Raw genomic sequence first — 24,327 nt, forward strand, 5'->3', positions numbered from 1 at the left:
AGGGAGGTGAGGGCATGAATTGGACTTTCATGGCGCAGAATCTGCACTTCTTCGTCAATGCGGCCTATGTGACGGTCTTCATTTCCTTCTTTGGCGTGGTGTTTTCCATGCTGATCGGGGTGGTCTGCGCCGGGTTGGAGGCCTTCAGGATCCCCCTGCTCTCGCAGGTGGCCAGGGTATACATCGAGCTGTCAAGAAACACCCCGCTCCTGGTTCAGCTCTACTTCCTCTATTTCGGGTTGCCCAAGCTTGGTGTCAACTGGAGCGCCCAGACCTGCGCCATCGTCGGGCTGGCCTTCCTGGGCGGCTCCTACATGGCCGAGGCCATGCGCGGCGGACTGGAGGCGGTGCCCCAGGTGCAGATCGAGTCGGCCCGCGTCCTGGGATTCACGCGTGGGCAGACCCTGTCGAGGATCGTGCTGCCCCAAGCCCTGAGCAGCGCCATACCGGGCGTGGTAGCCAACATCATCTTCCTGATCAAGGAGTCCTCAGTGGTCTCGGCCATCGCTCTGGCCGATGTCATGTATGTCACCAAGGATCTGATGGGCACCTCATACGACACCTACGAGTCGCTGACCCTGCTCATCGTCACCTACCTGGTCATCCTGCTGCCCATCTCCGTCATCGGAACCATTCTTGAGCGGAGGTTCGACTATGCACGGCGTTGAGGTGCTCTTCCAGCCAGGGGTCATGCCCAGGCTCTTCCAGGGGCTCTGGGTGACCGTCTGGATAGCCGGCGTCTCGGTTCTGCTCTCCCTGCCCTTGGGCTTGGTGGTCGGATGGCTGATGACCCTGCGCAACCGTCTGATTCGGTTCCTGATGAGGGTCTATCTGGACTTCATCCGCATCATGCCCCAGCTGGCCCTGCTCTTCATCGCCTTCTACGGGCTGTCCAGGGCATGGAACCTGAATCTGGATGCCACCGGCGCCTGCCTGCTGGTCTTTGTGCTCTGGGGCGGGGCCGAGCTGGGTGACCTGGTCCGCGGGGCCCTGGAGTCCATCCCCCGCACCCAGGTGGAGTCGGCCTACGTGCTGGGACTGAGCTCCTGGCAGACCTTCTCCAGGATCATCCTTCCACAGGCCCTGCGCCGACTGTTGCCGGCCAGCGTCAACCTGGCCACCAGGATCGTCAAGACCACCTCCCTGGCAGCCCTGCTGGGTGTCATCGAGGTCATCAAGGTCGGCCAGCAGATCATTGATGCCAACCGTTTCGCCTATCCTCAGGCGACCCTTTGGATCTACGGGGTGATTTTCTTCATGTATTTCTTCATCTGCTGGCCCCTGTCCTTGGTGGCCCGGCATCTGGAAAAGAGGTGGGCCCATGACTGAGGGGCAAACGATGGCGAACCAGCCACAGGACGAGCAGGAGGAGCGGGCGGTGCTGACCGTCGAGCACCTGGTCAAGCAGTATCCGCAGGCGCAAAGCCCTGTGCTCAATGACATCTCCTTCCAGGTGCCCAAGGGCAAGGTCTTTGTGGTCCTGGGCCCCTCGGGTTCAGGCAAATCCACCCTGCTGCGGACCATAGCCGGACTGGAGCCCATACAGGGTGGCCGGATTCTTCTGGATGGCCAGGTGGTGGAGACCGGTCGTCCTCTGGGCAAGCACGGCGGAGGTCCTGGCGGCCTGATGTCAGGCAGCCGCAGCTCCGACCTGCGCACCAGGATCGGCATGGTCTTCCAGAGCTACGACCTCTTCCCCAACAGGACCGTGTTGGACAACGTGACTCTGGCGCCCGTCCTGGTGCAGAAGCGCAAGCGGGACCAGGCGCGGCAGGAGGCTCTGGAGCTGCTGGATCGGGTCGGTCTGGCCGACCGCCGGGATGCCTGGCCCAGCCAGCTCTCGGGCGGCCAGCGGCAACGGGTGGCCATCTGCCGGGCGCTCATCCTCCATCCCGAGATCATGCTCTTCGACGAGGTGACCGCGGCTCTGGACCCGGAGATGGTCCGCGAGGTCCTCCAGGTCATTCTGGAGCTGGCCGACCAGGGGCTGACCATGATGATCGTCACCCACGAGATGGCCTTCGCCAGGGGCATCGCCGACCACATCGTCCTCTTGGACGAGGGCGTCCTGGTCGAGCAGTCCGACGACCCCGAGGCCTTCTTCACCCACCCGGCCACTGACCGGGCGCAACGCTTCCTGTCCACCTTCACCTATGAGCGCAGGCGGGAACAGGACCAGGATCAGAAGTCCTGATGGGACTGCGCATATTCGTCCGGCGGCAATCGCCGGAACCGCCCACTGGGGCGGCCATAAGAAAGATAAGAGGAAAAGAGGGATCATGACCGCAAGGGTAATGAACCGATTGATACGGGCGGCGCTGGCCACGGGGGCGACGATCGCGATGATGGCTTCCATGGCAGCCTGCGGTCCTTCGGCGGCCACCCCCAGTGATGCCGGAAGCGCCTCGGGGGGCAATTCCGGCTCCTCGGCAGCATCCGGGTCTGCACGAACCCCGGAGCAGATCACCAAGTCCGGCAAGCTCAGAGTGGCCGTCTTCACCGACAAGGCCCCCTTCGGCTACGTGGACAAGGATGGCAAGAACCAGGGTTACGACATCGTTTTTGCCGAGCGTCTGGCCAAGGATCTGGGCGTCAAGCCCGAGTACACCTCGGTGGATCCGGCCGCCCGTGTGGATGTGCTGTCCAGCAATAAGGTGGACGTGACCCTGGCCAACTTCACCGTTACCGATGATCGCGCCCGCAAGGTGGACTTCGCCAAGCCCTATATGAAGGTTTTCCTGGGCGTGGTCTCCCCGGATTCGGCGCTGATCAAAGATGTGAAGGAGCTGGAGGGCAAGACTCTGATCATCGCCAAGGGGACAACGGCCGAGCCTTACTTCGAGCAGCACTATCCTAAGGTCAAGCTGCAGAAGTACGACCAGTACGCAGATGCCTACAACGCCCTGCTGGACCACCGCGGAGACGCCATGAGCACCGACAACACCGAGGTGCTGGCCTGGGCCAAGGCCAACAAGGGCTTCTCGGTGGGCATCACCAAGCTGGGGGATGAGGCGGTCATCGCCCCGGCTGTGCGCAAGGGGAACAAGCCCCTGCTGGACTACATCAACAAAGAGCTGGACAAGCTGGGCCAGGAGCGGTTCTTCCATGAGGACTACCGCAAGACCCTGGAACCGGTCTACGGCAGCGCAGCCAACCCCGACGAGATCGTAGTCGAGGGCGGCAAGGCCTGAACCGGCCGTCTGGCTTGTGACAGGGGCCGTACCCATCCGAATGCGACTGGATGGGTACGGCCCCTATTTGCCTGAGCTGGAGGATTGGCTGGTCAGTAGGCGGCCAGGATGTCGACCACGAAAATCAGGGTCGAATTGGCCGGGATCTTTTGCTGTTGCTGGCTGCCGTAGCCCAGGTCAGGCGGAACTACCAGAAGAACCTGAGAGCCCACCGTCTGGCCGGCCAGACCCTGCTGCCAGCCCTTGACCACCTGGTCCAGGCTGAAGTCGCTGGCCTGCCCCCGATCCCAGGAGGAGTCGAACTGCTTGCCGTCGGAGGCCAGCCATCCGGTGTAGTTGGCGCTGACGCTCTGATGCTGGCCGACCTTGGCCCCCTTGCCCTTGATCAGGGGCTGGACGACCAGTCCTCCCTTGGGCTGGTACCCGTTGAGGTCCAGGGAGGGCTTGCCCTTGTCGTCCAAACTGATTTTCGGCAGGTCGCTGGGCAGGTCGGTCACCTTCTGACCCTGGGCGCGGGTCAGGTTTTTGGACCGGGAGACGAAGGTCAGGGCCATAATATAGGACTCGGTCGCCTTGCTGCTGCCGGAACCTGACTCATCGATGCCTACGGCAACGGTCGAGTTGACCTTGAGGCCCTTGAAGGTGTCATAGTATGCCGGGATGGATTTCTTGCTGATGACGATGGAGCACTCCGGGCTGCTCTGGTCCCATGTCGAGTTGATCACCTTGCCGGTTTTTGCATCCAGGGCCAGGCTCCTTGTGCATACGCGATCCCCGTCGCGGATGACCTCGCCATCGCCCTTCTGGATGACCTGATGGGTCTGGTTCTCGACCTTGAAGGGAGTCTTGAAGCTGATGTCGGGCTTGCTGCCAAGTTTGCCGCTGGCTGATACGCCCTGCATGGTGTCGCCCGAGCGGCTGCCCCCGTCAGATTTCCCGCCGCAGGCTGACAGTCCAAGACATAGGGCCAGAGCGGTCATGGCGCCCAGCAGACGCTTGCTGCCTGATTTTCTTGCGATGATGGTCATAGAAGCCCAGTTTAGGGCTTATGGGTGATTTCCCAGTGCCGGAAACCAGATCATAGGGAGCCGACGGTAGAATGTCGATAATATGGAGCAAGTACCCGAAGAACAAGATGAGATGACGCGGCCTGACAAGCCTTCGCGTCACAGCATGATCATGCGCGGCATCGTCACCCCCATCTTCGGACTGCTGGCTGTGGCGGCCATTGTGCTGGGCATCATGAACGCCACGGTCTGGAAGCCTTCGGCTCACGTGGATGCGCATGGGCGCACGAAGGCAGCCTATGTGGTGACCGATCCAGGTGTGCTTCCCCTGGTGGACAGCAGGGTGACCATGCGTGTGGATGCGGCCTCTGCCGGGGTCTCCGGGTCCACAGCGCACAAGTCGCAGAAGCCGACCATCTGCATGGCCCTGACCACGGCCAAAGATGCAGCCGGCTGGACGGCCGGGCATGATGTGGCCCGGGTGCGTGGCCTGGATGATTGGCAGACCCTGTCCGTTGGCAGTGACACCAGCCCCGGCAAGGCCGTCAAACGTGATCAGGGCGTGGCCTTTCAGGATTCGGATATGTGGAAACAGGTCACCTGTTCTGACAGCAGCGTGTCGATGTCCTTGAAGACCGACGACCCTCAGGCCGTCCTGCTGGTGGCGGTCCCCCAGGGCTCCCCTTCCCTGGGGCTGGAGATGCTCTGGCAGCGGGACAAGCTGCCTAACTTTGCCATGCCCTTCTACTTTGCCGGTGGGTTGCTGGCCCTGCTGGCCGTTCTTTCGGCTACGGTCTTCGCCATGGATCCGGCCAAGCGCCGCAAGCAGACCGAGCCCGAGCAGGAGTCTGAGGAAACTCCCGAAGTCAGCGTGGCCCAGGCCCTGGGAAGCGCCATTCTGCCTGGCCTGGGGCAACGGCGTAGCTCGACCTCGGGTCGGCGTCGGCGTCATGCCCGCGGCCAGGCACGACAGGGGGATCCAGGACCCCCGCCCAGGCCGCCCGTGGTGATTGACCCGCGCAATCGGAATATGGTCGCCGACCAACAGGAAGATGGTGACGGCCGCACCGTCAGCGGCGATCGGGGAGCCGACGATATGTCGTCCACCAGGGTCATCAGCAGTCAGGAGATGGCCTCCTACCTGGCCAGGCTTGCCCACGAAGGGGAGGAGGAGCGCTGATGAGTATGAACAAGCCGATGAACAGGGTGGCGGCTGCAGCGGCACTGGCCTTATCCCTGGTCCTTCTGCCGGGGCTGTCTGCCTGCGAGGGGCAGGTTCCCCAAGCTCGCCGGACCGAGCCTCAGAGCACCGCAACCACGGCTCCTGAGCCCAATCTGACCCCTGCCCAAGAGGCCCGCATACGCAAGAGCATCGGGGCTGTTCTGGACCAGGCCAACGAGGCCAAGGATCCGGCCGGGCTGGACCAGCGGGTCACCGGACCCCAGCTGGAGATCCGCACCAGCGAACTGACCATTGCCCAGGCCACCGGGCAGCTGGATCCGAAGACAACCATTCCTACTACCATCGCTCAGACGGTGATCCCCGGCGATCCTGGCTGGCCGCGCTCGGTCTTTTCGATCACCACCACCACGCAGGATCAGCAGTCCAAACGTCTCTTGGTGCTGGACCAGGAGTCCGCCCATGAAAACTACAAGCTCTGGGGGGTGGCCCGGCTCTTCCAGGGAGCCCAGCTGCCCAAGTTCCCGGTGGCCACCATCGGCGCCAGGATGGGGCAGGGCGACGATCAGGGGCTCAAGGCTACGCCGGTGGAGGCCGTGCGCCGCTATGCCGACCTCCTGCAGAATCCCCAGGGCAGCAAGTATGCCAAGGAGTTCGCCCAGGATGACTTCCGCACCTCCCTGGGCACGCTGACCCAGGTGGTCCAGCAGGGGATCGAAGCCAACAAGGGCAACCAGTCGCAGACCTTCACCCCGGCACAGGGGCAGCTGCGGGTCATGCACTCCTCCGATGGAGGCGATCTGGTCGTGGCCCGGATCGATTCGGTCTGGACCAGGCAGGCGGGTGAGGGCCGCGAGTCCTCGCCGGCCTCGGATGCCGAGAAGGCCCTCTTCGGACAGGGCAAGCCCACCAGCACCATGAAGGTCACCTATGTCAACGTGATCGCCCTGTACATACCTTCGGCGGACTCGCATGAACCCATCAGGGCCGTGGGCGCCGAGCGTGAACCCATCAAGGTGGAAGCGGTCTGAAGGGCGGGATTGCGCTGGGTGAACGCCCGACCCTTGGACTAGATTGGCTTCCAGGAGTATGCAATCGAGGGCGAGCCGAAGCTGCAGTCGGCGGCCGCGAGGTTTAGGAGGACTGACATGGCGAACAAGAACGGGCAGGGGCAGCCGGGCGTCTCGCTGGCAGGAGCGGTCGACCTGGGCGCGCTCAAGCATCAGGTCGATGCTCAGCCAGGCCAGCAGGGAGGCGCACCCGCTGCCGGCGGCTACGTGATCGATACTACGGAGGCCAGCTTTCAGGCTATGGTTCAGACCTCAGCCACCTTCCCCATTCTGATCCTGCTCTGGGTGCCCACAGACGACCGTCTCTTTCCCCTGGCCACCCGCCTGGCCCAGGCCGTCAATGCCCAGGAGGGGCGCGTTCAACTCTCCCGCATCGACATCGCGTCCAATCCGCAGATCGCCCAGACCTTTCAGGTGCAGGGTGCTCCGGCCCTCTTTGCCCTGCTGGCAGGCCGACCCATGCCAATCCTGCAGGGGATGCCCACCGATGAGGAGATGAACCAGATCACCGATCAGCTCATCCCACAGGTGGTTCAAATGGCGCAGAAGGCCGGCATCACCGGCAGCGCCCCCTACCAGGAGACCAACGACCAGGGGCAAGAGGAGCAGGATGGCCAGACAGCGGCTGATGCCATCCCTCCTGCCCATCAAGAGGCCCACCGGCTGGCCCAGGAGGGCGACTATGCAGCTGCGGCCGAAGCCTATGACAAGCTGGTCCAGGCTGACGCGACCGACGATCTGGCCAAGCGGGAACAGGCCAAGTGCCTGCTGATGGCCCGTTCAGCCACGGCCGATGTCCGCAGGGTCCGTCAGGCGGCCGCCGACGCCCCTGACGACCTGCAGGCCCAGTTGGATGTGGCCGATGTGGACATGATCGGCGGCCAGATCCAGGATGCCTTCGATCGTCTGCTGGACTTTCTGGCCGGGCACCGGGATCAGACTGATCCCATCCGCCGCCGTCTGCTGGAGTACTTCGTCATTCCCGAGCCGACCGATCCTCGGCTGGCCAAGGCCCGTCGCCGTCTGTCCACACTGATGTACTGAACCGCTCCTGGGTCAGGAATCCCGGTTCTCGTCGAAGTTGGTGAGGAAGCGCGGTCCGCTGGCTTTCAGCTCCCGGTCAAAGTTGGCCGCCCAGTCGCCGAAGGGATGGTCGGCCAGCCCATCGTTGGAGAATCGTGGGTCATCGGTGATCTCCGTGGCGCAAAAATCAGGGATGGTCAGGTCGGTCACCGGCCCGGTCCGCTCCACCTCGGCCACTACCAGGGGGGCGTTGCCGTCCCCAAAGACATCCAGGTTCCACCAGTCCTCGTCCAGCCAGACTCCATACCGGTTCTTGACGATGGGAATGCCGCCGCGCAGGATCAGCTCCAGGGCGATGCCCGGGTCGATGGCCCGTTCGGCCTCGTAGCGGGTGCCGCCGACGGAGGGGCCTTTGGCCGTCATTGAGGCAGCCTCGAAGTGGTCGCCTTCCTCAAGCAGGGTGTGGAGGGCATCGGTCCGGGCCGTCATGGGCACCATCGGGTCCACCTGCCCCTGAAGGCGAATCCGCAGGGCGAAGTTGTCCTCATGCACGTAGTAGCTCTGCACAATCAGGGTCGGCCGACTCTCCCCGAGCAGCTCCCGGGGGAGGTTCCGGCAGAAGAATCTGCGCTCGAACTCGAAATCGTCCTCATCCTCATTCATGGCCATGCATCCCATGGTACGGTAGGCCGGGTGCGGTCACTGTGCGCTGTCCACAGCGCATCCGAGTTGTCCAGGTATGTGAAGGTCGCTTGTGATGGCCGGGTGAAGGAACTAGAGTGTGAATCATCCCGAGAGAAGATCATCCGGGAATGTTGGCGGCTTCGCGCCACCGCATGAGGATGCAATGGCGCAACCGGGGCGGTGACACGAAGCCATGCCATCACGATACCTATGAAACGCCTGAAATCTTGGGGCAACACGCCGAGAACGGCGGGGGCTGGACCGACACGTGAGGACGCGCATGGGTGCGAAAATGCGCAAAGTGTCCTAGTATGGTCTCTGTTGTCCACTGGAAAGTGGCTGTCGGGTTCGTAGCTCAGCGGATAGAGCGTCTGTCTCCGGAACAGAAGGTCGAGGGTTCGAATCCCTTCGAGCCCACCAAGATGAAATCCCTGCGGCCAGGAAGAGCGTGGGGGTTTTCTTTATACGACTCCCGTCTGTCATCGTGCCCGGGATTATGATCAGAGCATTTACTGGACGAAATAAGCGCACGATATGCGTCACGATATGTGTGGTGAATCACTAAGCTTTTGAGGAACATGGCCCTTGGCCCGCTCGTGTCCTCGTTCTCAGGTGTCATAGTGAAAGGGTAAGACCGAACGTCGGGGAGGACCGACGCTTCCGCGTTGTGGCGGAGCCTCCTTTCCCCGGTGAAGCAAAGGAGTTCACATGGCCAATCGAATCAATGCAGGGGATGCTGTCCTTCACGTCCTGGAGCAGTGGGGGGTGCCGCGCATCTATGGCCTGCCCGGCGGTTCCTTCGACTCCATGATGAACGCCATCCACAACGAGCGCGAGCGCATCGACTTCATCCAGGTCCGTCATGAGGAGGCCGGAGCCTTGGCTGCTGCCGGCGAGGCCAAGCTGACCGGCCGGATTGGCGTCTGCTTCGGCTCGTCGGGCCCAGGGGCTGTCCACCTGCTCAACGGCCTCTATGATGCCCGCGAGGACGGCGTGCCGGTGCTGGCCCTGGTGGGCGAGGTGCCCCAGGCCTTTATGAACATGGACTTCTTCCAGGCCATGGACGAGGTGCCTATCTTTACCGATGTGGCCGTATTCGCCAGGGCCGCCACCAACGCCCAGGGGCTGCCGGCCCTGGTGGACGAGGCCATCCGCCGCGCCTATGCCAGCCACGGGGTCTCCGTGGTCATCATCCCCAAGGACCTGGCCTGGGCCGAGATCGACGACCGCCCGGTGGCTTCTGCGCCCAACTTCCGCAAGCCGGAGCCTCTGAAGCCTGCGGCCGACCAGGTCAGCAAGGCGGTGGAGATCATCCAGTCCGCCAAGGCCCCGCTGCTCTACTTCGGCCAGGGCGCTGCCGGCGCTCGCGATGAGCTGGTCGCCATGTCCGAGCGTTTCAAGATGCCCATGGTCTCCACCTTCCCGGCCAAGGGGATTGTGGAGGACACCTATCCTGCCTACCTGCAGTCGGCCGGCCGCGTGGCCACCAAGACCGCCACCGAGGCCATTTACACTTCCGATCTGACGGTCTGGGTGGGTTCGGACAACCCCTTCGGGTCCATGTTCGTCACCCCCAACACCAAGGTCATCCAGATCGACCTGAACCCGGTCAAGCTGGGCAAGCGCTTCCAGGCCAATGTGGTCCTGGCCATCCAGGCCGACGCCCGCGAGGCCCTCAAGGCCATAACCGCCGCCGGCCAGGACCAGGAGGAGTCCGTCTTCTACAGGGCCTGCCTGCGCAGCAAGGAGAACTGGGACCAGTGGGTGGCCTCCTTTAACGAGGACACTCGCACGCCCCTGCGGCCTGAGCCCGTCTACCACGTCATCGATCAGCAGCTTGAGGACAATGACATCGTCATCCCCGACGTGGGCAATGTGGATATTGACTTCCTGCGTCTGCTGCATCTGAAGCCCACCAACCGCTGGACCGTCTCCGGCAAGCATGCCACCATGGGCTACGCCGTGCCGGCCGCCCTGGCTGCCAAGCTGGAGCATCCGGAATCGACCGTCTACTCCCTGAGCGGCGACGGCGGGTTCGCCATGCTCGGCGAGGAGGTGCTGGCCCAGCTCAAGTACCATGCTCCGGTCATCAACGTGGTCTTCTCCAACCAGTCCTTGGGCTACATCGAGGCCGAGCAGCGCGACGACAGCCATCAGCCCTTGAGCGGAGTGGATCTGCCCGACACCGACTGGGCCAAGGTCGGCGAGGGCATGGGCGCTCTGGGCTTCACTGTGCGCACGGTGGCCGATGCCCGCCACGCCTTCTCCGAGGCTCGCAAGGCCGACAGGTCCTCGGTCATCGATGTCAAGCTGACGGGAGCCAGCCCTCTGGACACCCGCTACATGCGGTTCCCGGAGACCTGCTCGGATCCGGACCAGGTCGAGAAATTCGTCAAGACCTACGAGGCTGGCGATCTGCGCTCCCTGGCCTACTGGATGGGTCAGGAGGCTCGCAAGGGCTGAGACTGATGCCGCTTGCGCCGGGCGGGCACTCCTATAGTGGACGGTGTCCGCCCGGGGCTTCGGCCCGGCATGGGTGTGGCGGACCTGAAGAAAGGACGGATCCATGGAAGACGGACCTGAAGAGATCGGCACGCCATATGCGCCCCAGGCCTTGGGGGCTTACAGTCAGGCTGTGAAGGCCGGGGGCTTTGTCTTTGTCTCCGGACAGCTGGGCATCGACCCGGACACCGGGGATTTGGTGGAGGGCACGGCGGCTGACCAGGCCACCCAGGCCCTGAAGAATGTCAAGAACATCCTGGATGCAGCCGGCAGCGGCATGGAGAAGGTGGTCAAGGCCACCGTTCTTATGCGGCGGGTGGAGGATTTCACCCTGGTGGACCAGGCCTACTCCCAGGTTTTTATCGGCTCGGTGCGGCCGGCCCGTGTGGCTTTCGGCGGCGCGGACATCCCCAAGGGGGCCCTGGTCGAGATCGAGGTCGTGGCTCTGGCCTGAGACAGGACGGCTGCTGGTCGCCGCCGTCGCTAGACTTGAGGGCATGAGTCCTGAAGCACTTGCCCGTATCATCTCTTCGACCGCCGTCAAGATGGCCCAGTCAGGCCGCCTGGGAAGCCTGGAGCCTGACATGGTTCCTGATGCCGACCATCTGGCGGTCATGCGCCCCAAGGACCGCTCCCACGGGGACTGGTCCACCAACATTGCCATGCAGCTGGCCAAGAAGGCCGGCATGAGGCCCGTCGAACTGGGGCAGGCCCTGGCTGAGGCGCTGCGGGAGGCCGATGGGATCGCCCAGGTGGATGTGGCCGGCCCCGGCTTCATCAACATAACCTTGGACTCGGCTTCGGCGGCTGCTGTGGTCGATGCGGTCCTGGAGGCGGGATCTGCTTTCGGAAGCAACGATCATCTGAGCGGGCGCACCCTGAATCTGGAATTCGTTTCGGCCAACCCCACGGGTCCAATCCACATCGGCGGCACACGCTGGGCGGCTGTGGGCGACTCCATGGCCCGCGTCCTGGAGGCCAACGGCGCCAAGGTGGTCAGGGAGTACTACTTCAACGATCACGGCACGCAGATCGACCGTTTCTCCCGTTCCCTGGTGGCGGCGGCCCATGGCGAGCCCGTGCCTGCCGACGGCTACAAGGGCTCATATATTGACGAGATTGCCTCGCGTGTGGTCAAGGAGGCCGCCGACGAAGGGCAGGACATCCTGGCCATGCCCAGGGTGCGCGACCAGGACGGCGCCGAGGGTGACAGTCCCCAGCGCGAGGCCTTCCGCACCCGGGCCGTGCCCATGATGTTCGCCGAGATCCAGCAGTCCATGCGTGATTTCCGGGTCAATTTCGATGTCTGGTTCCATGAAAACAGCCTCTATGAGTCCGGTCAGGTGGAGCGGGCCATTGACGAGCTGCGGGCCAAGGGCGACATCTTCGAGAAGGACGGGGCTACCTGGTTCCGTTCCACTACCTACGGCGACGACAAGGACCGGGTGATCATCAAGTCCGACGGGCACGCAGCCTATGTGGCGGCCGACATCGCCTACTATCTGAACAAGCGACGCAGGGCCAAGGATCCCTGCGACGAGGCCATCTACATGCTGGGTGCCGACCATCATGGCTACATCGGCCGGATGATGGCCATCTGCGCGGCTTTTGGGGACACTCCCGGCGTGAACATGCAGATCCTGATCGGCCAGCTGGTCAATGTCATCAAGGACGGCCAGGCCGTGCGCATGAGCAAGCGGGCAGGCAACGTGGTCACCATCGACGATCTGGTGGATGCCGTGGGGGTGGATGCCGCCCGGTATTCCCTGGCCCGCACCGACTACAACCAGAGCGTGGACATCGACCTGGACCTGCTGGCCTCGCACACCAACGACAACCCCGTTTACTACGTGCAGTATGCGCACGCCCGCTCGAAAAATGTGGATCGGAACGCAGCCCAGGCGGGCATCGACCCGTCCGCGGCCGACCTGTCCCTGCTGGACACTGCCGCCGATAACGAGGTTCTGGGTGTCCTGGCACTCTATCCCAATGTGGTTCAGACTGCCGGCGACCAGAAGGCCCCCCACCGGGTGGCCCACTACCTGGAGCAGCTGGCTGGGGTCTATCACCGTTGGTACAACCTGGAGCGCGTGGTGCCCATGGAGCCGACCGGCCGGGCGGATCTGGACCAGGACGAGGACAGGAATCCACAGCCGGCCCGGGCAGCGGCGCGTCTGCGGCTCAATGACGCCGTGCAGCAGGTCATCGCCAACGGTCTGGGGTTGCTGGGCGTCCAGGCTCCGGACCGTATGTAAGCCCTCAAGGTCACCAGGAGGTCGTTGATGGAAACAGGGATGTGCGGGCTGGGGCCCGACGGGTTCTGGCCCGAGGCTTTGCAGCGGGACCGTCAGGGCACGCTGACCATGCATGGGTGCTCTGTGGAGGACCTGGCCAAGCGTTACGGCACTCCTATGTATCTGATGGACACCGCGATGATGGCGGAACGGGCCTCGGCCTTCCGCCAGGCGGCTCTGCGAGACCTGGGCGGTGCGACCACCAGGGTCAGCTACGCGGGCAAGGCCTTCCTCAGCAAGGAGACCGTGCGGATCATGCTGCGCCAGGGGCTGGATATCGACACCTGCTCCCTGGGCGAGATGCTGATCGCCCGGGCCGCTGGCGCCCCTGGCCGTCGTCTGGTCCTGCATGGCAACAACAAGTCCGACCAGGAGATTGATCTGGCTGTGAAGGAGGGCTACCGGGCCATCGTCATCGATGCGCCCGACGAGCCTGCGCGAATCGTCGCTGCTGCAAGGGCCCAGGGGCGTCGCGCCAAGGTCATGCTCCGGGTGACCGTGGGTGTGCACGCCGGCGGCCACGAGTACATCTCTACCGCCCATGAGGATCAGAAGTTCGGCATCCCCCTGCTGCCCCAGGGCACCGACGTGGGCCTGCTGGACCTTGGGCCTGAGCCTGGATCCTCCGGACAGGCTGGGGCAGCAGAATTGGCGGCTACGAGGAATGACGGCTCCTCGGCTCCTGTCGATTCCGTGGTCTCCCGGTCGTCTTCAGCCCTGTATTCGGCCGCCAACGGGCCCGCTGAACCTGCTGATCCCGCCCGGATCAAAGCCATGTCCGCCCTGGCTGACGGACCGGCTATCGCCCTGCTCAAGGAGATTCGCTCCCACGAGAAGGAACTGGAGCTGGTGGGCATCCATACCCATATCGGCTCCCAGATCCATGACTCTTCGGCCTTCATCGAGGCCGCCCGGCGCATGATGCTGCTGCGGCACACCTTCTGGGCCACCGACGGCTACCTGATGCCCGAGGTGGACCTGGGCGGCGGCTTCTCCGTGCCCTACACCCCGGATGAGGATCGGATGGACCTGGACCAGACCCTGACCAGCCTGGGGGCTGACATGGTCGCCATCAACCGTCGCCTGGGCATGCCCATGCCGGTCATCGCCTTCGAGCCCGGCCGCTGGATCGTGGCACCCTGCGGCATGAGCCTGTATCGGGTGGGCACCGTCAAGCCCGTCCCCCTGTCTGACGGAAGCGTGCGCACCTACGTTTCGGTTGACGGCGGCATGAGCGACAACATTCGTCCGGCCCTCTACGAAGCTCAATACACGGCTGTCCTGGCCAACCGGGATGGCAGCGGGGACCGTATCCAGGCCCGTGTGGTCGGCAAGCACTGTGAATCGGGGGATATCCTGGTGCAAAATGTGGCCCTGCCAGCGGACATTCGCCGGGGTGATCTGCTTATGGTGCCGGTGACCGGCGCCTACGGGCGGACCATGGCCAGCAATTACAACCAGGCTCTGATCCCTCCCGTGGTAGGTCTGGACCAGTCCGGTGCCCATCTGATGCTGCGGCGGCAGACCATGGATGACCTGCTGGCCTTGGATCAGGGATGATGCGCCCCGTCTTGGCGGAAGCAGGCGCCGGGGTGGATACGGGTGTCGGATTGGCTTTCTAAGATGGAGCAACACCCTGCGACAGGCCCCGATGGGGCGGATGGAGGATCCATATGCCTGAACGCATGCAGCAGCAGGAGGCCGTCAGGCCCATCCGCATAGCACTTCTGGGGGCTGGGACCGTGGGTTCCCAGACCGCCCGCCTCCTGGTGGAGCAGAGCCAGGACCTGGCCAGTCGAGTGGGCCGTCCCCTGCAGCTGGTGGGCATCGCCGTCCTTCATCCTGACAAGGTCAAGGCTGATTGGATCGATCCGTCCCTGCTGACCACAGACTCAGCCGACCTGGTCACCCGGGCGGATATCGTCATCGAGCTGATCGGCGGCATCGAGCCGGCCCGCACCCTGCTGCTCAAGGCCATCGAGTCGGGCGCCAGCGTGGTCACCGCCAACAAGGCCCTGCTGGCCCAGCACGGCCCCGAGCTCTACCGGGCTGCCGAAAAGCAGGGCGTTGACATCTACTTCGAGGCGGCCGTGGGCGGGGCCATCCCCATCGTCCGTCCCCTGCGCGAATCCCTGGTGGGCGACGGCATCACCAGCCTGGTGGGCATCGTCAACGGGACCACCAACTACATTCTGGATGAGATGACCACCAAGGGTCTTCAATTCGACCAGGCCCTGCGCGACGCCCAGGCCAAGGGCTTCGCTGAGGCGGACCCCACCGCCGATGTGGACGGGCTGGATGCAGCCGCCAAGGCCGCCATCATGGCCACGCTGGCCTTCCACACTGATGTGCGCATGGATGATGTACCCGTGGAGGGCATCCGCACCATCACCGCCGACGATATAGCGGCCGCACAGACCGAGCACCGGGTCATCAAGCTCCTGGCCGTGGCTGAGCGCGGCGAACAGGGCATCTCCGCCCGGGTCTACCCGGCGCTGATTCCCGACAGCCACCCTCTGGCCTCGGTCCATGGCAGCTTCAACGCCGTCTTCGTCACCGCCAAGGCCGCCGACGACCTCATGTTCTATGGTCGGGGTGCCGGCGGGGCGCCCACAGCATCAGCCGTTCTGGGGGACGTGGTCACCGAGGCCCGCCACATCGTCCAGCATGGCATGGGTCCGGGGATCCCCATGTACGCCAACATCCCCATGGCCCCGCTGGATGCATCCCGCGCCGCCTTTGCCGTCCGTTTCCTGATCCACGACAAGCCTGGCGTGCTGGCGGCCATCGCCCAGGTCTTTTCCGAGGCGGGCATCTCCATCAACGGAGTCAACCAGGACATCAAGCCCACCCTGCATGACCCGGGCTACAGCGGCGAGATCCAGCAGCTGCGCGTGGTCACCCACCTGTGCGACGAGGTGACCCTGCGGCAGGTGGTCGAGCGGATCTCCACCTTCGACTCGGTCACTGGGCAGGCCTCTATCCTTCGCGTCTTCGATCGGCAGGCCCAATGATGGCCGCTGCAACAGAGGGCCCGTCTACTGTGCGGGTGCGTGTGCCAGCCACCAGCGCCAACCTGGGTTCAGGTTTCGATGCGGTCGGGCTGGCGCTGGACTACCATGACGAGATCGTCTTCACCCGTTCCGTGGATCCGGGCGACACCACCGCCTATGTCGTCATCAAGGGCGAGGGGGAGCGGACCCTGCCCCGAGACGAGACCCACCTGGTCGTCTCCACCTTCAGGCGGGCCTGCCAGGTCTTCGGACTGCCAAGGTTCGGCTTCATCATGCGCGCGGTCAACCGAATCCCCCAGGCCAGGGGATTGGGATCCAGCGCCGAGGCCATCGTGGCCGGAATCGCGGCGGCTGCGGCCTTCGCCCACACTGGCCCACTGCGCCGTGATGCCGTCTTCGCGCTGGCAGCCCAGATCGAGGGGCATCCCGACAACGTGGCGCCTGCCGTCTACGGGGGGCTGACCGTCTCCTATGATCTGGCCACTGGCGAGGGGGTGGGTTCCCTGCCCATAGCCGGGGGCGCGCCCCTGGAGGGCGGCTACCACACCCTGCGCTACCAGGTGGACCCGGCCATCAAAGCCACGGTTTTTGTTCCCGGCGCCCATCTGTCCACACAGAAGGCCCGACAGGCCCTGCCCAACCGGGTGCCTTACGCGGATGCCGTTCACAACCTGTCAAGGGCGGCCCTGATTCCTGGCGCTCTGAACCCTCAGTCCCTGGATGACCTGGGGGCCGAGGCGGCTGAGCAGGCTGCCAGGGCCAACGCCCTGCTCTTCGTAGCCACCCAGGACCGGCTCCATCAGCCATACCGGGCCGGGCTCATGCCCTCCTCAACCAAGCTCCTGCAGCTCCTGCGCGGTCGGGGCTACGCGGCGGCGGTCTCCGGAGCCGGGCCCTGCATTATCGTCCTGCATTACGGTGATGCCGAAAATGAGCTGCGGACCATTGCCAAGGATTATCTGGATTCCGGCCGCTGGCGGGTCCTGTCGCTGGACGTGGACTGCCGGGGGGTCCATGTGGAAGGGGACCAGGAAGGCAATCGTGAACACTGAAGACAGGCATATCCCGCTCATTCTGGCCTCGTCCTCGCCCTCCAGGCGGCGGCTTCTGGTCCAGGCGGGCATCGACCCCATCATCCGACCCTCAAAGGTGGATGAGCCGGCTGTGCTGGCGGAACGGGCCCGTAAACTGGGCCGCCACCTGGAGGACCTGGATGCGCGCGAACGGGTCAGTGTTTTGGCTGAGGCCAAGGCTTCGGCTGTCCAAGCGACCATGGATGCCGTCAAGGATGCCGAACGGCGCTCGCGGGGCGATCTGGTCACGTTTAGGCCTCTGAGCCAGGGTGATTCGGATGCATCCTCCAGGGATCCCATGAGCCAGGTCATTGGAGCCTGGGGCGGGATGCTCGGCGCCGGGCGTGGGCCCCTCCTGCTGGGGTGCGACTCGCTGTTCAGCGTGGACGGGGCCGTCATGGGCAAACCTCACCAGCCGGAGCGTGCTCTGGAGCGGTTGATGGCCATGCGTGGCCGAACCGGCACCCTGGTCACCGGCCACTGTCTGATCGATCTGGCCACCGGCCAACGGGCCCGAGCGGTCAGCAGCGCTCAGGTGACCTTCGGAGACTATGATCGGGCCTCCATGCAGGCCTATGTAGCCACCGGCGAACCCTTGGAGGTGGCCGGATCCTTCACCTTGGAAGGATTGGGCAGCGCCTTCATCCAGGGCATCCAGGGCGATCCCAGTGGAGTGATGGGATTGAGCATGCCCACCCTGCGCGCTCTGGCCCAGGAGCTGGGCGTCTCCTGGCCTGACCTATGGGCCGGACGAGTCATGCCCGAGCGGCGGCAGACCGCCGGATCGACGCATGGGCCTGAAGGACTGGTCGCCCCCGTGGAGAATGTCCACCAGCCTGGCGACGGGTGGGTGGACTGCGCCTGCGGCAGACGTCATTGGGGGCTCAACGGGGCTGCCGGCGTCTTGCTGGCCCGGCGTGATGCCCGCACGGGCGCACCGGTCAGCGTGCTTCTGCAGCACCGGGCACGCTGGAGCGCCGAGGGCGGCACCTGGGGTGTGCCGGGCGGCGCCATCTCCGACGGGGAGAATCCGCTGGAGGGCGGTCTGCGCGAGAGCTATGAGGAGGCCAACATCCGCCCGGAGGACATTCAGGTGGTGGGTTCCTACCTGGAGGATCACGGCCCCTGGGGCTATACGACCATCCTGGCCTTCGAGCGTCCAGGCCACCAGGTCGAGCCGCGCATGAATGACGATGAGAGCATTGCCCTGGAATGGGTGGATCTGGACAAGGTCGGGGATCTGCCCCTGCTGAAGGCCTTCGGTCAGGACTGGCCGCACTTCCGGCAACGCTTGGAGACTCTGGCGGCCGAAGGCTGAACAGAAGGCCCGGTCTGACGAGTCAGCTCAGGAGCAGGGCGACCAGGGCGATGATTACGGGTGAGCTGATCGTGCTCAGCAGGATGCCGTCCCTGGCGAAGGTGGTCCCCACCTCGTACCGGGCCGCGTAGTTGTAGACGTTCTGGCCGGTGGGCAGGGCCGCCAGAACCACGCACCCGTACAGCTCCGCCCCGCTGAAGCCCATCATGAACCGGGCCAGCAGGTAGGCGATTATGGGCATGACCAGATTCTTCAGGATCACCGCGCAGAGGGTGGCACGACGGTCGGTGCCCTGGCCCATGGGCCGCGAACCCCGCAGGGACATGCCGAAGGCCATGAGGATCATGGGCACGGCCGACTGCCCGATCATGTCGATGGGCTTGTAGACGAAGTCGGGGATGATGAAATGGCCGGCCTGGGCGCTGATGGCCGAAATCACTATGCCGCCTATGGAGCCGATCAGGATGGGCTGCTTCAGGGGCTGTTTGAGGATGGTCTTGACCGAGAGCTTGCCGGAGGTGGTCGCGTCCAGAACGGTCAGCCCGATGGGAGTGAACAGGGCCTGTTGCATGACCAGGATGGGTGCCACCAGCGTGGGATTGCCCAGAATGTAGGTGGCTACAGGCAGCCCGATGTTGTTGGAGTTCAAATACAGGGAGTCCAGAGCGCCGATGGTGGCTTCGGCAGCCGGCAGGTGAAAGCTGGCCGCGTTCAGGGCCACGAAGAGCAGGCCTACAGCCGCCGCCGACAGGAAGGCCACGATGATGCTGGGGTGGAAGATGACCGACAGCTTCTGCTTGGAGAGGATGGCGAACATCAGGCAGGGCGTCGAGACGAAGAAGGAGTACTTGTTGAGCACCAGCTGGGCTGTGGGACCGCCTACATGGAAGCGGGCGGCCACATACCCCACGGCGATGACCACGCCGATGATGAAGAACCCCTCCATGGCACTGAGCAGTCCAGGCACTCCGGCATCCTCCTCGTCTCGCATGGTGGACGGCGGCCTCCCAGGCGGAGTGCCACCGCTTCTGTCGTCCCCATTGTGCCACCCGGGCCTCATGCTTGCGGCTGCAAGTCCACCTGCGATTCCCGGCCCGCTAGCATGGCACTATGGCCAAGAACACACAGACCGATATTGATCTTCTCACCGGCGTACAGGGGGCTGAACCTGCCCGGTCCCTGGCAAGGATACTGGAGTCCATGACCGCCCTGAACTCGGTCAGCGGCCAGGAGGGCGCCCTGGCTGATGCCGTCCAGAGGGCCCTGTCGTCAAGGGCTGACCTCTTGGTCCAACGGTTGGGCGACACGGTCGTGGCCTCCACCCAGCTGGGCCGTCCCCACCGCATCGTCCTTGCCGGTCATCTGGACACCGTCCCCGTGGATGGGAATCTGCCCCCGCGCTGGCTGGAGCCCGGCGACCCGGCCATCCGCGCCGACCTGGCCGCCGCCCACCCCGGATCCCGGGTGTTGTACGGCCGGGGCGCCGCCGACATGAAGGCCTCTGATGCCGTTTTTCTCCACCTGGCGCTCACCATGCAGGAGCCGGTCTATGACCTGACCTTCGTCTTCTACGACCATGAGGAGGTCCAGGCCGATCTGAACGGGCTGGGCCGGGTGGTGGCTGCCCATCCTGACTGGGTGCGAGGGGATTTCGCCATCATCGGCGAGCCCACCGACTGTGCCATCGAGGCCGGCTGCAACGGAACCATGCGCTTCGACCTGATCACCCACGGCACGACGGCCCATTCCGCCCGGGCCTGGATGGGCAGCAACGCCATCCACGCTGCCGCACCCATTCTGAACCGGCTGGAGCAGTACCGTCCGGCCACGGTGAAGGTGGATGGCCTGGACTATCGGGAAGGGCTCAACGCCACCATGATCGAGGGCGGCCTAGGCACCAACGTCATCCCCGACCGTTGCCGGGTGCATGTCAATTACCGGTTCGCCCCCGACAAGAGCCTGTCCCAGGCCAAGGAGCTGATGATGGGCCAGGGGACGGGGGCCGAGCTCGGCAATGGCGAGCATGTGGCCCTGGGCGGAGTCTTCCAGGGATTTTCGGTGCGCATGTGCGACGAATCGCCCGCGGCCCGTCCTGGTTTGGACTCGCCTTGGGCGCGTTCGCTGGCGGATCTGGTCGCCCGGACCACGGGTCAGCAGCCTCGCGCCAAACTGGGATGGACCGATGTGGCGCGGTTTTCAGCCCTTGGCCTACCGGCTGTCAATTTGGGGGCGGGGGACCCCCTGCTGGCTCACAAGGCCGACGAACAGGTGCCCTTGGATGACCTGGTTCGGCTGGAAGCCATACTGGTCGAGTGGCTCAATGGACCTGATGGCCGCTGATCTGTGACATACTAGAGGACGGTGGTTCTGCCTGACCACTTGCAGCGTAGGCGTTGATCCCCCCGGACGGAGACCCAGTGATCCGTGCGGGCGTCGGTGTCCGCCTGCGTCAGGAAGACTTTTTGCCAAGGCGTTTCGATCGGGCGCACGCAGGTGCGCGGCTGCAGTGAGAGTGCAGCGTGAGGACGGATCGGAACCGTGAGAGCGGCGCGAGGCGGCGTGCCGCAAGGAGCATTGTGCCCGAAAAAACGAATACTGAGGATACCCAGGATAATAGGTCCGCCACCAGGGATGGGCAGGAAGGGCAGGTCGAGCAGACCGCTGGCTCCGGCACCCGTCGCCGTGCTGGACGGCGTGTGGTCAGAGTGGCCGGCGCCGCCGGCGCCGACGTGCCCGTGAAGGTCGAGGCCGAGAAGCGCAAGACCTCTCGCAAGGCCAAGGAGGAGGACGACGAGTCCAAGCCCTCCGCCACCCGTCGCCGTCGCACCCGCAAGCCCAAGGAGGATCAGGCGGCCGATCAGGACGTCCAGGTGGATGAGAGCGAGTCCAAGCCGACCAGGACGACCACTCGTCGTCGTACCCGAACTGCTGCCCGCCGACGCGATGAGGAGCATACCCAGGAGGGTGAGGCTGATCAGGAGCGTCAGGAGCGTGCCATTGAGGCTGTGGAGGCACTGACCTCGGGCCGCAGCCAGAGGGCAGGCCGGAAGGCCGAGGAGCAGGATGAGCGCCCGCGCGCCTCCCGTCCCCGTCCTATGACATCCCTGCTCTTCCAGGAGCCCGTCATACCCGCCTCCCGGCCCGAGCATGATGAGCGCGAAGAACGGGATGATGAGGACGAGGATGCCGAGCACTCGCCCAAGAGCTCTCGCCGCAGCAGGTCCAGGAACACTTCGGAGGGCGGTTCACGCCGTTCCCGCAGGCTCAACGCCGAGGAGCGCAGGGCCGCCGACGAGGTGGAGCGCATCGAGGAGGATCTGGATCACGAGGGCATCACCTTCGTGGTCGACGAGGACCAGGAGCAGGACGAGGAACCGCAGGAGTCCGGCACCCGCACCCGTCGTCGCCGCCGTGCCAAGAGCGACGAGGAGGACGCTGAGAAGTCCGTTTCCACGCGTCGTCGCCATCGCGGGCACGAGCAGGAGAAGGACAAGGATGATGAGGACGAGGTCCCGCTGACCCGCCGTCGCCGTCGTCGCAGGGGTGCCAAGTCCGCTGAGGGCGAGCCGGAGGTGTCCGGCACCCGCCGTTCCCGCAAGCAGCAGTATATTGACGAGATCACCGACGTGGAGGGCTCCACCCGCCTGGAGGCCAAGAAGCAGCGTCGACGGGACAACCGCCGCGAGCGCTCCCGTCAGTCCCAGCTGGTCGAGCAGGACTTCCTGGCCCGCCGTGAAAACGTCAACCGTCTGATGGTGGTGCGTGAGAAGGAGCACCACACCCAGATCTCGGTCATCGAGGACGACATCCTGGTCGAGCACTATGTCTCCGACATCCAGGAGGTCTCCACTGTCGGCAACATTTACCTGGGCCGGGTCCAGAACGTCCTGCCCAGCATGGAGGCCGCCTTCGTGGACATAGGCCAGGCCCGCAACGGCGTGCTCTATGCCGGCGAGGTCAACTGGGACTCCACCCGCCTGGAGGGCCAGCCCCGCCGGATCGAGCTGGCCTTTAAGTCCGGCGACCCCGTGCTGGTCCAGGTCACCAAGGATCCCATCGGCCACAAGGGCGCCCGGCTGACCTCGCAGGTCACGCTGGCCGGCCGCTTCCTGGTCCTGGTGCCCTCGGGCGGCATGACCGGCGTCAGCCGCAAGCTGCCCGACCGCGAGCGTTCCCGCCTCAAGAGCATCGTCTCCAGGGTGGCTCCCAAGGACATGGGCGTCATCATCCGCACCGCGGCCGAGGGGGCCAGCGAGGAGGCCCTGACCAAGGATCTGGAGAACCTGCAGCGTCAGTGGAGCAAGATCGAGGACAAGCGCAAGGAGTTCCTGCACGGCAAGCGCCCCAAGCTTCTGCAGGGCGAGCCGGACGTGGCCATCCGCGTGGTCCGCGACATCTTCAACGACGACTTCGCCAAGCTGGTGGTCCAGGGGGAAGGAGTCTACGAGCGGGTCCGCAACTACCTGGAGACCATGGCCCCCGACCTGGAGGAGAAGCTTGAGCACTGGGACCCTGCCGAGCACCAGGGCAAGGATGTTTTCGACCGCTGGAGCATCGACAGCCAGCTGCGCAAGGGCATGGAGCGTCAGGTTTACCTGCCTTCCGGCGGCTCCCTGGTCATCGACCGCACTGAGGCCATGACCACCATCGATGTGAACACGGGCCGCTTCATCGGCAAGGGCAAGTCCCTGGAGGAGACGGTGACCCGCTGCAACCTGGAGGCTTCCGAGGAGATCGCCCGGCAGCTGCGCCTGCGCGACATCGGCGGCATGATCATGATCGACTATGTGGATATGGTCATGCCGGCCAACCGCGACCTGGTCCTACGCCGCCTGGTGGAGTGCCTGGCACGGGACCGCACCAAGCATCAGGTGGCCGAGGTCACCTCCCTGGGGCTGGTCCAGATGACCCGCAAGCGGGTGGGCCAGGGGCTGGTCGAGGCCTTCTCCGAGGAGTGCCCCACCTGCCACGGCCGAGGCTTCATCCTCCACGACAAGCCGACCATTTCCGCCTCCTATGCCGACCCCTATGCGGTCAAGGGCGGCGACCCCTTCGTCAAGACCAACAAGCATGGGCATGGCTCTTCCTCCAAGGAGACCCTGTCCACAGGCTCGACTCCTGCAGTCAAGGCCAAGCTGGCCAGGATCGCTGCGGCGGCCCAGGCGGCGTCGGACGAGGACGATGCCCAGGCTGAGACGGCGGATGTCGCCAAGGAGTCATAAACTGAATTTCGTTTTGTCAGCGGGGCAGGCACATTTGACGATGCGGTGTGTTTGCTTCTATACTGGTTAGCTGGTGTCTGGACGGGTTCGTCAATCGTATGGCGGGACTCGGATGCCGGGCGCAAACAGCTTTGGACAACAGGCAAGGTAGGGCTATGTACGCGATTGTGAAGGCCGGAGGCCATCAGGAGAAGGTCGAGGTCGGTGACCAGATCACGGTCAACCGTCTGGCTGCCAGGAAGGGCGAGTCGGTCGAGTTTCCGGTCGCGCTGGTCGTCGATGGACCCAAGGTGACCATGGCCGCCAAGGATCTGGCCAAGATCTCAGTCAAGGGCGAGGTTGTGGACGACGAGGCCAAGGGCCCCAAGATCAACATCCAGAAGTTCAAGAACAAGACCGGCGTGGCGCGCCGCAAGGGCCACCGCCAGAAGCAGACCGTGGTCAAGATCACGGCCATCGCCTGAGGGCCTAGGTCGAGGTAGGAAAGGAACCAGACATGGCACATAAGAAGGGCGCGTCCAGCTCTCGCAACGGGCGCGATTCGAATGCACAGTACCTGGGCGTCAAGAAGTTCGGCGGCGAGGCCGTAGTGGCCGGCAACATCATCGTTCGCCAGCGTGGCACCAAGTTCCATCCCGGCCAGAACGTCGGTCTGGGCAAGGACCACACCCTCTTCGCCCTGACGGACGGAACCGTTCGGTTCGCCAACCGGCGCGACCGCAAGGTTGTTGACGTGCTTACCGCCTGAT

At 64.6% G+C, this 24,327-nt stretch carries 21 protein-coding genes and 1 tRNA gene; 19 read left to right on the forward strand and 3 right to left on the reverse strand.

The features are described from left to right. The first annotated feature begins 14 nt into the window (after nucleotides 1-14). From FPK30_RS01320 to FPK30_RS01335, 4 genes are all read left to right on the forward strand, one after another. Nucleotides 15-668 carry an amino acid ABC transporter permease gene (locus FPK30_RS01320; RefSeq protein WP_144084979.1) on the forward strand — a complete coding sequence of 218 codons (654 nt, stop codon included), beginning with the start codon at nucleotides 15-17 and terminating at the stop codon, nucleotides 666-668. After that, complete coding sequence (locus FPK30_RS01325; RefSeq protein WP_144084980.1) at nucleotides 655-1,329, forward strand: amino acid ABC transporter permease; 675 nt, start codon at nucleotides 655-657, stop codon at nucleotides 1,327-1,329. Before FPK30_RS01320 ends, FPK30_RS01325 begins: the two co-directional genes overlap by 14 nt. A gap of 10 nt (nucleotides 1,330-1,339) precedes the next feature. Next, the gene (locus FPK30_RS01330; protein WP_232341842.1) at nucleotides 1,340-2,194 is read left to right on the forward strand and encodes an amino acid ABC transporter ATP-binding protein; all 855 of its coding nucleotides are present in this window, start codon (nucleotides 1,340-1,342) and stop codon (nucleotides 2,192-2,194) included. A gap of 85 nt (nucleotides 2,195-2,279) precedes the next feature. Next, nucleotides 2,280-3,191 carry a cysteine ABC transporter substrate-binding protein gene (locus FPK30_RS01335; protein WP_144084982.1) on the forward strand — a complete coding sequence of 304 codons (912 nt, stop codon included), beginning with the start codon at nucleotides 2,280-2,282 and terminating at the stop codon, nucleotides 3,189-3,191. Between the two features lie 92 nt (nucleotides 3,192-3,283). On the opposite strand, the gene FPK30_RS01340 is transcribed toward FPK30_RS01335, so the two are convergent. After that, nucleotides 3,284-4,219: an FKBP-type peptidyl-prolyl cis-trans isomerase gene (locus tag FPK30_RS01340; RefSeq protein WP_186279315.1), complete on the reverse strand. Its 936-nt coding sequence runs from the start codon at nucleotides 4,217-4,219 to the stop codon at nucleotides 3,284-3,286. Between the two features lie 82 nt (nucleotides 4,220-4,301). On the opposite strand from FPK30_RS01340, the gene FPK30_RS01345 reads away from it, so the two are divergent. From FPK30_RS01345 to FPK30_RS01355, 3 genes are all read left to right on the forward strand, one after another. Next, on the forward strand, nucleotides 4,302-5,378 hold the full coding sequence (locus FPK30_RS01345) for a hypothetical protein (RefSeq protein ID WP_144084983.1): 1,077 nt from the start codon (nucleotides 4,302-4,304) through the stop codon (nucleotides 5,376-5,378). Nucleotides 5,379-5,383: 5 nt separating this feature from the next. Further along, nucleotides 5,384-6,409 (forward strand): DUF8094 domain-containing protein, encoded by a 1,026-nt coding sequence (locus FPK30_RS01350; protein WP_144085206.1) that lies wholly within the window; start codon nucleotides 5,384-5,386, stop codon nucleotides 6,407-6,409. 117 nt (nucleotides 6,410-6,526) lie between these two features. Then, nucleotides 6,527-7,492: a tetratricopeptide repeat protein gene (locus tag FPK30_RS01355; protein ID WP_144084984.1), complete on the forward strand. Its 966-nt coding sequence runs from the start codon at nucleotides 6,527-6,529 to the stop codon at nucleotides 7,490-7,492. Nucleotides 7,493-7,504: 12 nt separating this feature from the next. Here the strand turns inward: FPK30_RS01355 and FPK30_RS01360 are convergent, their stop codons facing one another. Then, nucleotides 7,505-8,134: a CYTH domain-containing protein gene (locus FPK30_RS01360; protein WP_144085207.1), complete on the reverse strand. Its 630-nt coding sequence runs from the start codon at nucleotides 8,132-8,134 to the stop codon at nucleotides 7,505-7,507. A gap of 365 nt (nucleotides 8,135-8,499) precedes the next feature. On the opposite strand from FPK30_RS01360, the gene FPK30_RS01365 reads away from it, so the two are divergent. The 8 genes from FPK30_RS01365 (at nucleotide 8,500) to FPK30_RS01400 (ending at nucleotide 18,356) form a co-directional block, all read left to right on the forward strand. After that, a tRNA-Arg gene (locus FPK30_RS01365) sits at nucleotides 8,500-8,575 on the forward strand. Between the two features lie 288 nt (nucleotides 8,576-8,863). Continuing rightward, nucleotides 8,864-10,618, forward strand: a complete 1,755-nt coding sequence (spxB, locus tag FPK30_RS01370; RefSeq protein ID WP_144084985.1) for a pyruvate oxidase — start codon at nucleotides 8,864-8,866, stop codon at nucleotides 10,616-10,618. 103 nt (nucleotides 10,619-10,721) lie between these two features. Further along, nucleotides 10,722-11,111, forward strand: a complete 390-nt coding sequence (locus FPK30_RS01375) for a Rid family detoxifying hydrolase (RefSeq protein ID WP_144084986.1) — start codon at nucleotides 10,722-10,724, stop codon at nucleotides 11,109-11,111. A 43-nt stretch (nucleotides 11,112-11,154) separates the two neighbouring features. Then, nucleotides 11,155-12,912 carry an arginine--tRNA ligase gene (gene argS, locus FPK30_RS01380; protein WP_144084987.1) on the forward strand — a complete coding sequence of 586 codons (1,758 nt, stop codon included), beginning with the start codon at nucleotides 11,155-11,157 and terminating at the stop codon, nucleotides 12,910-12,912. Between the two features lie 27 nt (nucleotides 12,913-12,939). Then, on the forward strand, nucleotides 12,940-14,511 hold the full coding sequence (locus tag FPK30_RS01385) for a diaminopimelate decarboxylase family protein (protein WP_144084988.1): 1,572 nt from the start codon (nucleotides 12,940-12,942) through the stop codon (nucleotides 14,509-14,511). A gap of 113 nt (nucleotides 14,512-14,624) precedes the next feature. Next, nucleotides 14,625-15,965 carry a homoserine dehydrogenase gene (locus tag FPK30_RS01390; protein ID WP_186279316.1) on the forward strand — a complete coding sequence of 447 codons (1,341 nt, stop codon included), beginning with the start codon at nucleotides 14,625-14,627 and terminating at the stop codon, nucleotides 15,963-15,965. Next, nucleotides 15,965-17,017: a homoserine kinase gene (gene thrB / locus FPK30_RS01395; protein ID WP_144084989.1), complete on the forward strand. Its 1,053-nt coding sequence runs from the start codon at nucleotides 15,965-15,967 to the stop codon at nucleotides 17,015-17,017. Before FPK30_RS01390 ends, thrB begins: the two co-directional genes overlap by 1 nt. Continuing rightward, nucleotides 16,980-18,356 (forward strand): Maf family nucleotide pyrophosphatase, encoded by a 1,377-nt coding sequence (locus FPK30_RS01400; protein WP_186279317.1) that lies wholly within the window; start codon nucleotides 16,980-16,982, stop codon nucleotides 18,354-18,356. Before thrB ends, FPK30_RS01400 begins: the two co-directional genes overlap by 38 nt. 22 nt (nucleotides 18,357-18,378) lie before the next feature. On the opposite strand, the gene FPK30_RS01405 is transcribed toward FPK30_RS01400, so the two are convergent. Next, nucleotides 18,379-19,323, reverse strand: coding sequence for an AEC family transporter (locus tag FPK30_RS01405; RefSeq protein ID WP_144085209.1), 945 nt, complete (start codon nucleotides 19,321-19,323; stop codon nucleotides 18,379-18,381). A 143-nt stretch (nucleotides 19,324-19,466) separates the two neighbouring features. On the opposite strand from FPK30_RS01405, the gene dapE reads away from it, so the two are divergent. The 4 genes from dapE to rpmA all read left to right on the forward strand — a co-directional run bounded on the left by dapE (nucleotide 19,467) and on the right by rpmA (nucleotide 24,326). Further along, complete coding sequence (gene dapE / locus FPK30_RS01410; RefSeq protein ID WP_144084991.1) at nucleotides 19,467-20,696, forward strand: succinyl-diaminopimelate desuccinylase; 1,230 nt, start codon at nucleotides 19,467-19,469, stop codon at nucleotides 20,694-20,696. A gap of 236 nt (nucleotides 20,697-20,932) precedes the next feature. Beyond that, entirely contained in the window at nucleotides 20,933-23,578 is a 2,646-nt protein-coding gene (locus tag FPK30_RS01415; RefSeq protein ID WP_144084992.1) for an Rne/Rng family ribonuclease, read from the forward strand. A gap of 155 nt (nucleotides 23,579-23,733) precedes the next feature. Continuing rightward, nucleotides 23,734-24,042 carry a 50S ribosomal protein L21 gene (gene rplU, locus FPK30_RS01420; protein WP_144084993.1) on the forward strand — a complete coding sequence of 103 codons (309 nt, stop codon included), beginning with the start codon at nucleotides 23,734-23,736 and terminating at the stop codon, nucleotides 24,040-24,042. Between the two features lie 32 nt (nucleotides 24,043-24,074). After that, entirely contained in the window at nucleotides 24,075-24,326 is a 252-nt protein-coding gene (gene rpmA, locus FPK30_RS01425) for a 50S ribosomal protein L27 (RefSeq protein ID WP_015022457.1), read from the forward strand. Nucleotide 24,327: the final 1 nt, after the last annotated feature.

This window comes from Bifidobacterium apousia (assembly GCF_007559275.1).
Lineage (GTDB): Bacteria > Actinomycetota > Actinomycetes > Actinomycetales > Bifidobacteriaceae > Bombiscardovia > Bombiscardovia apousia.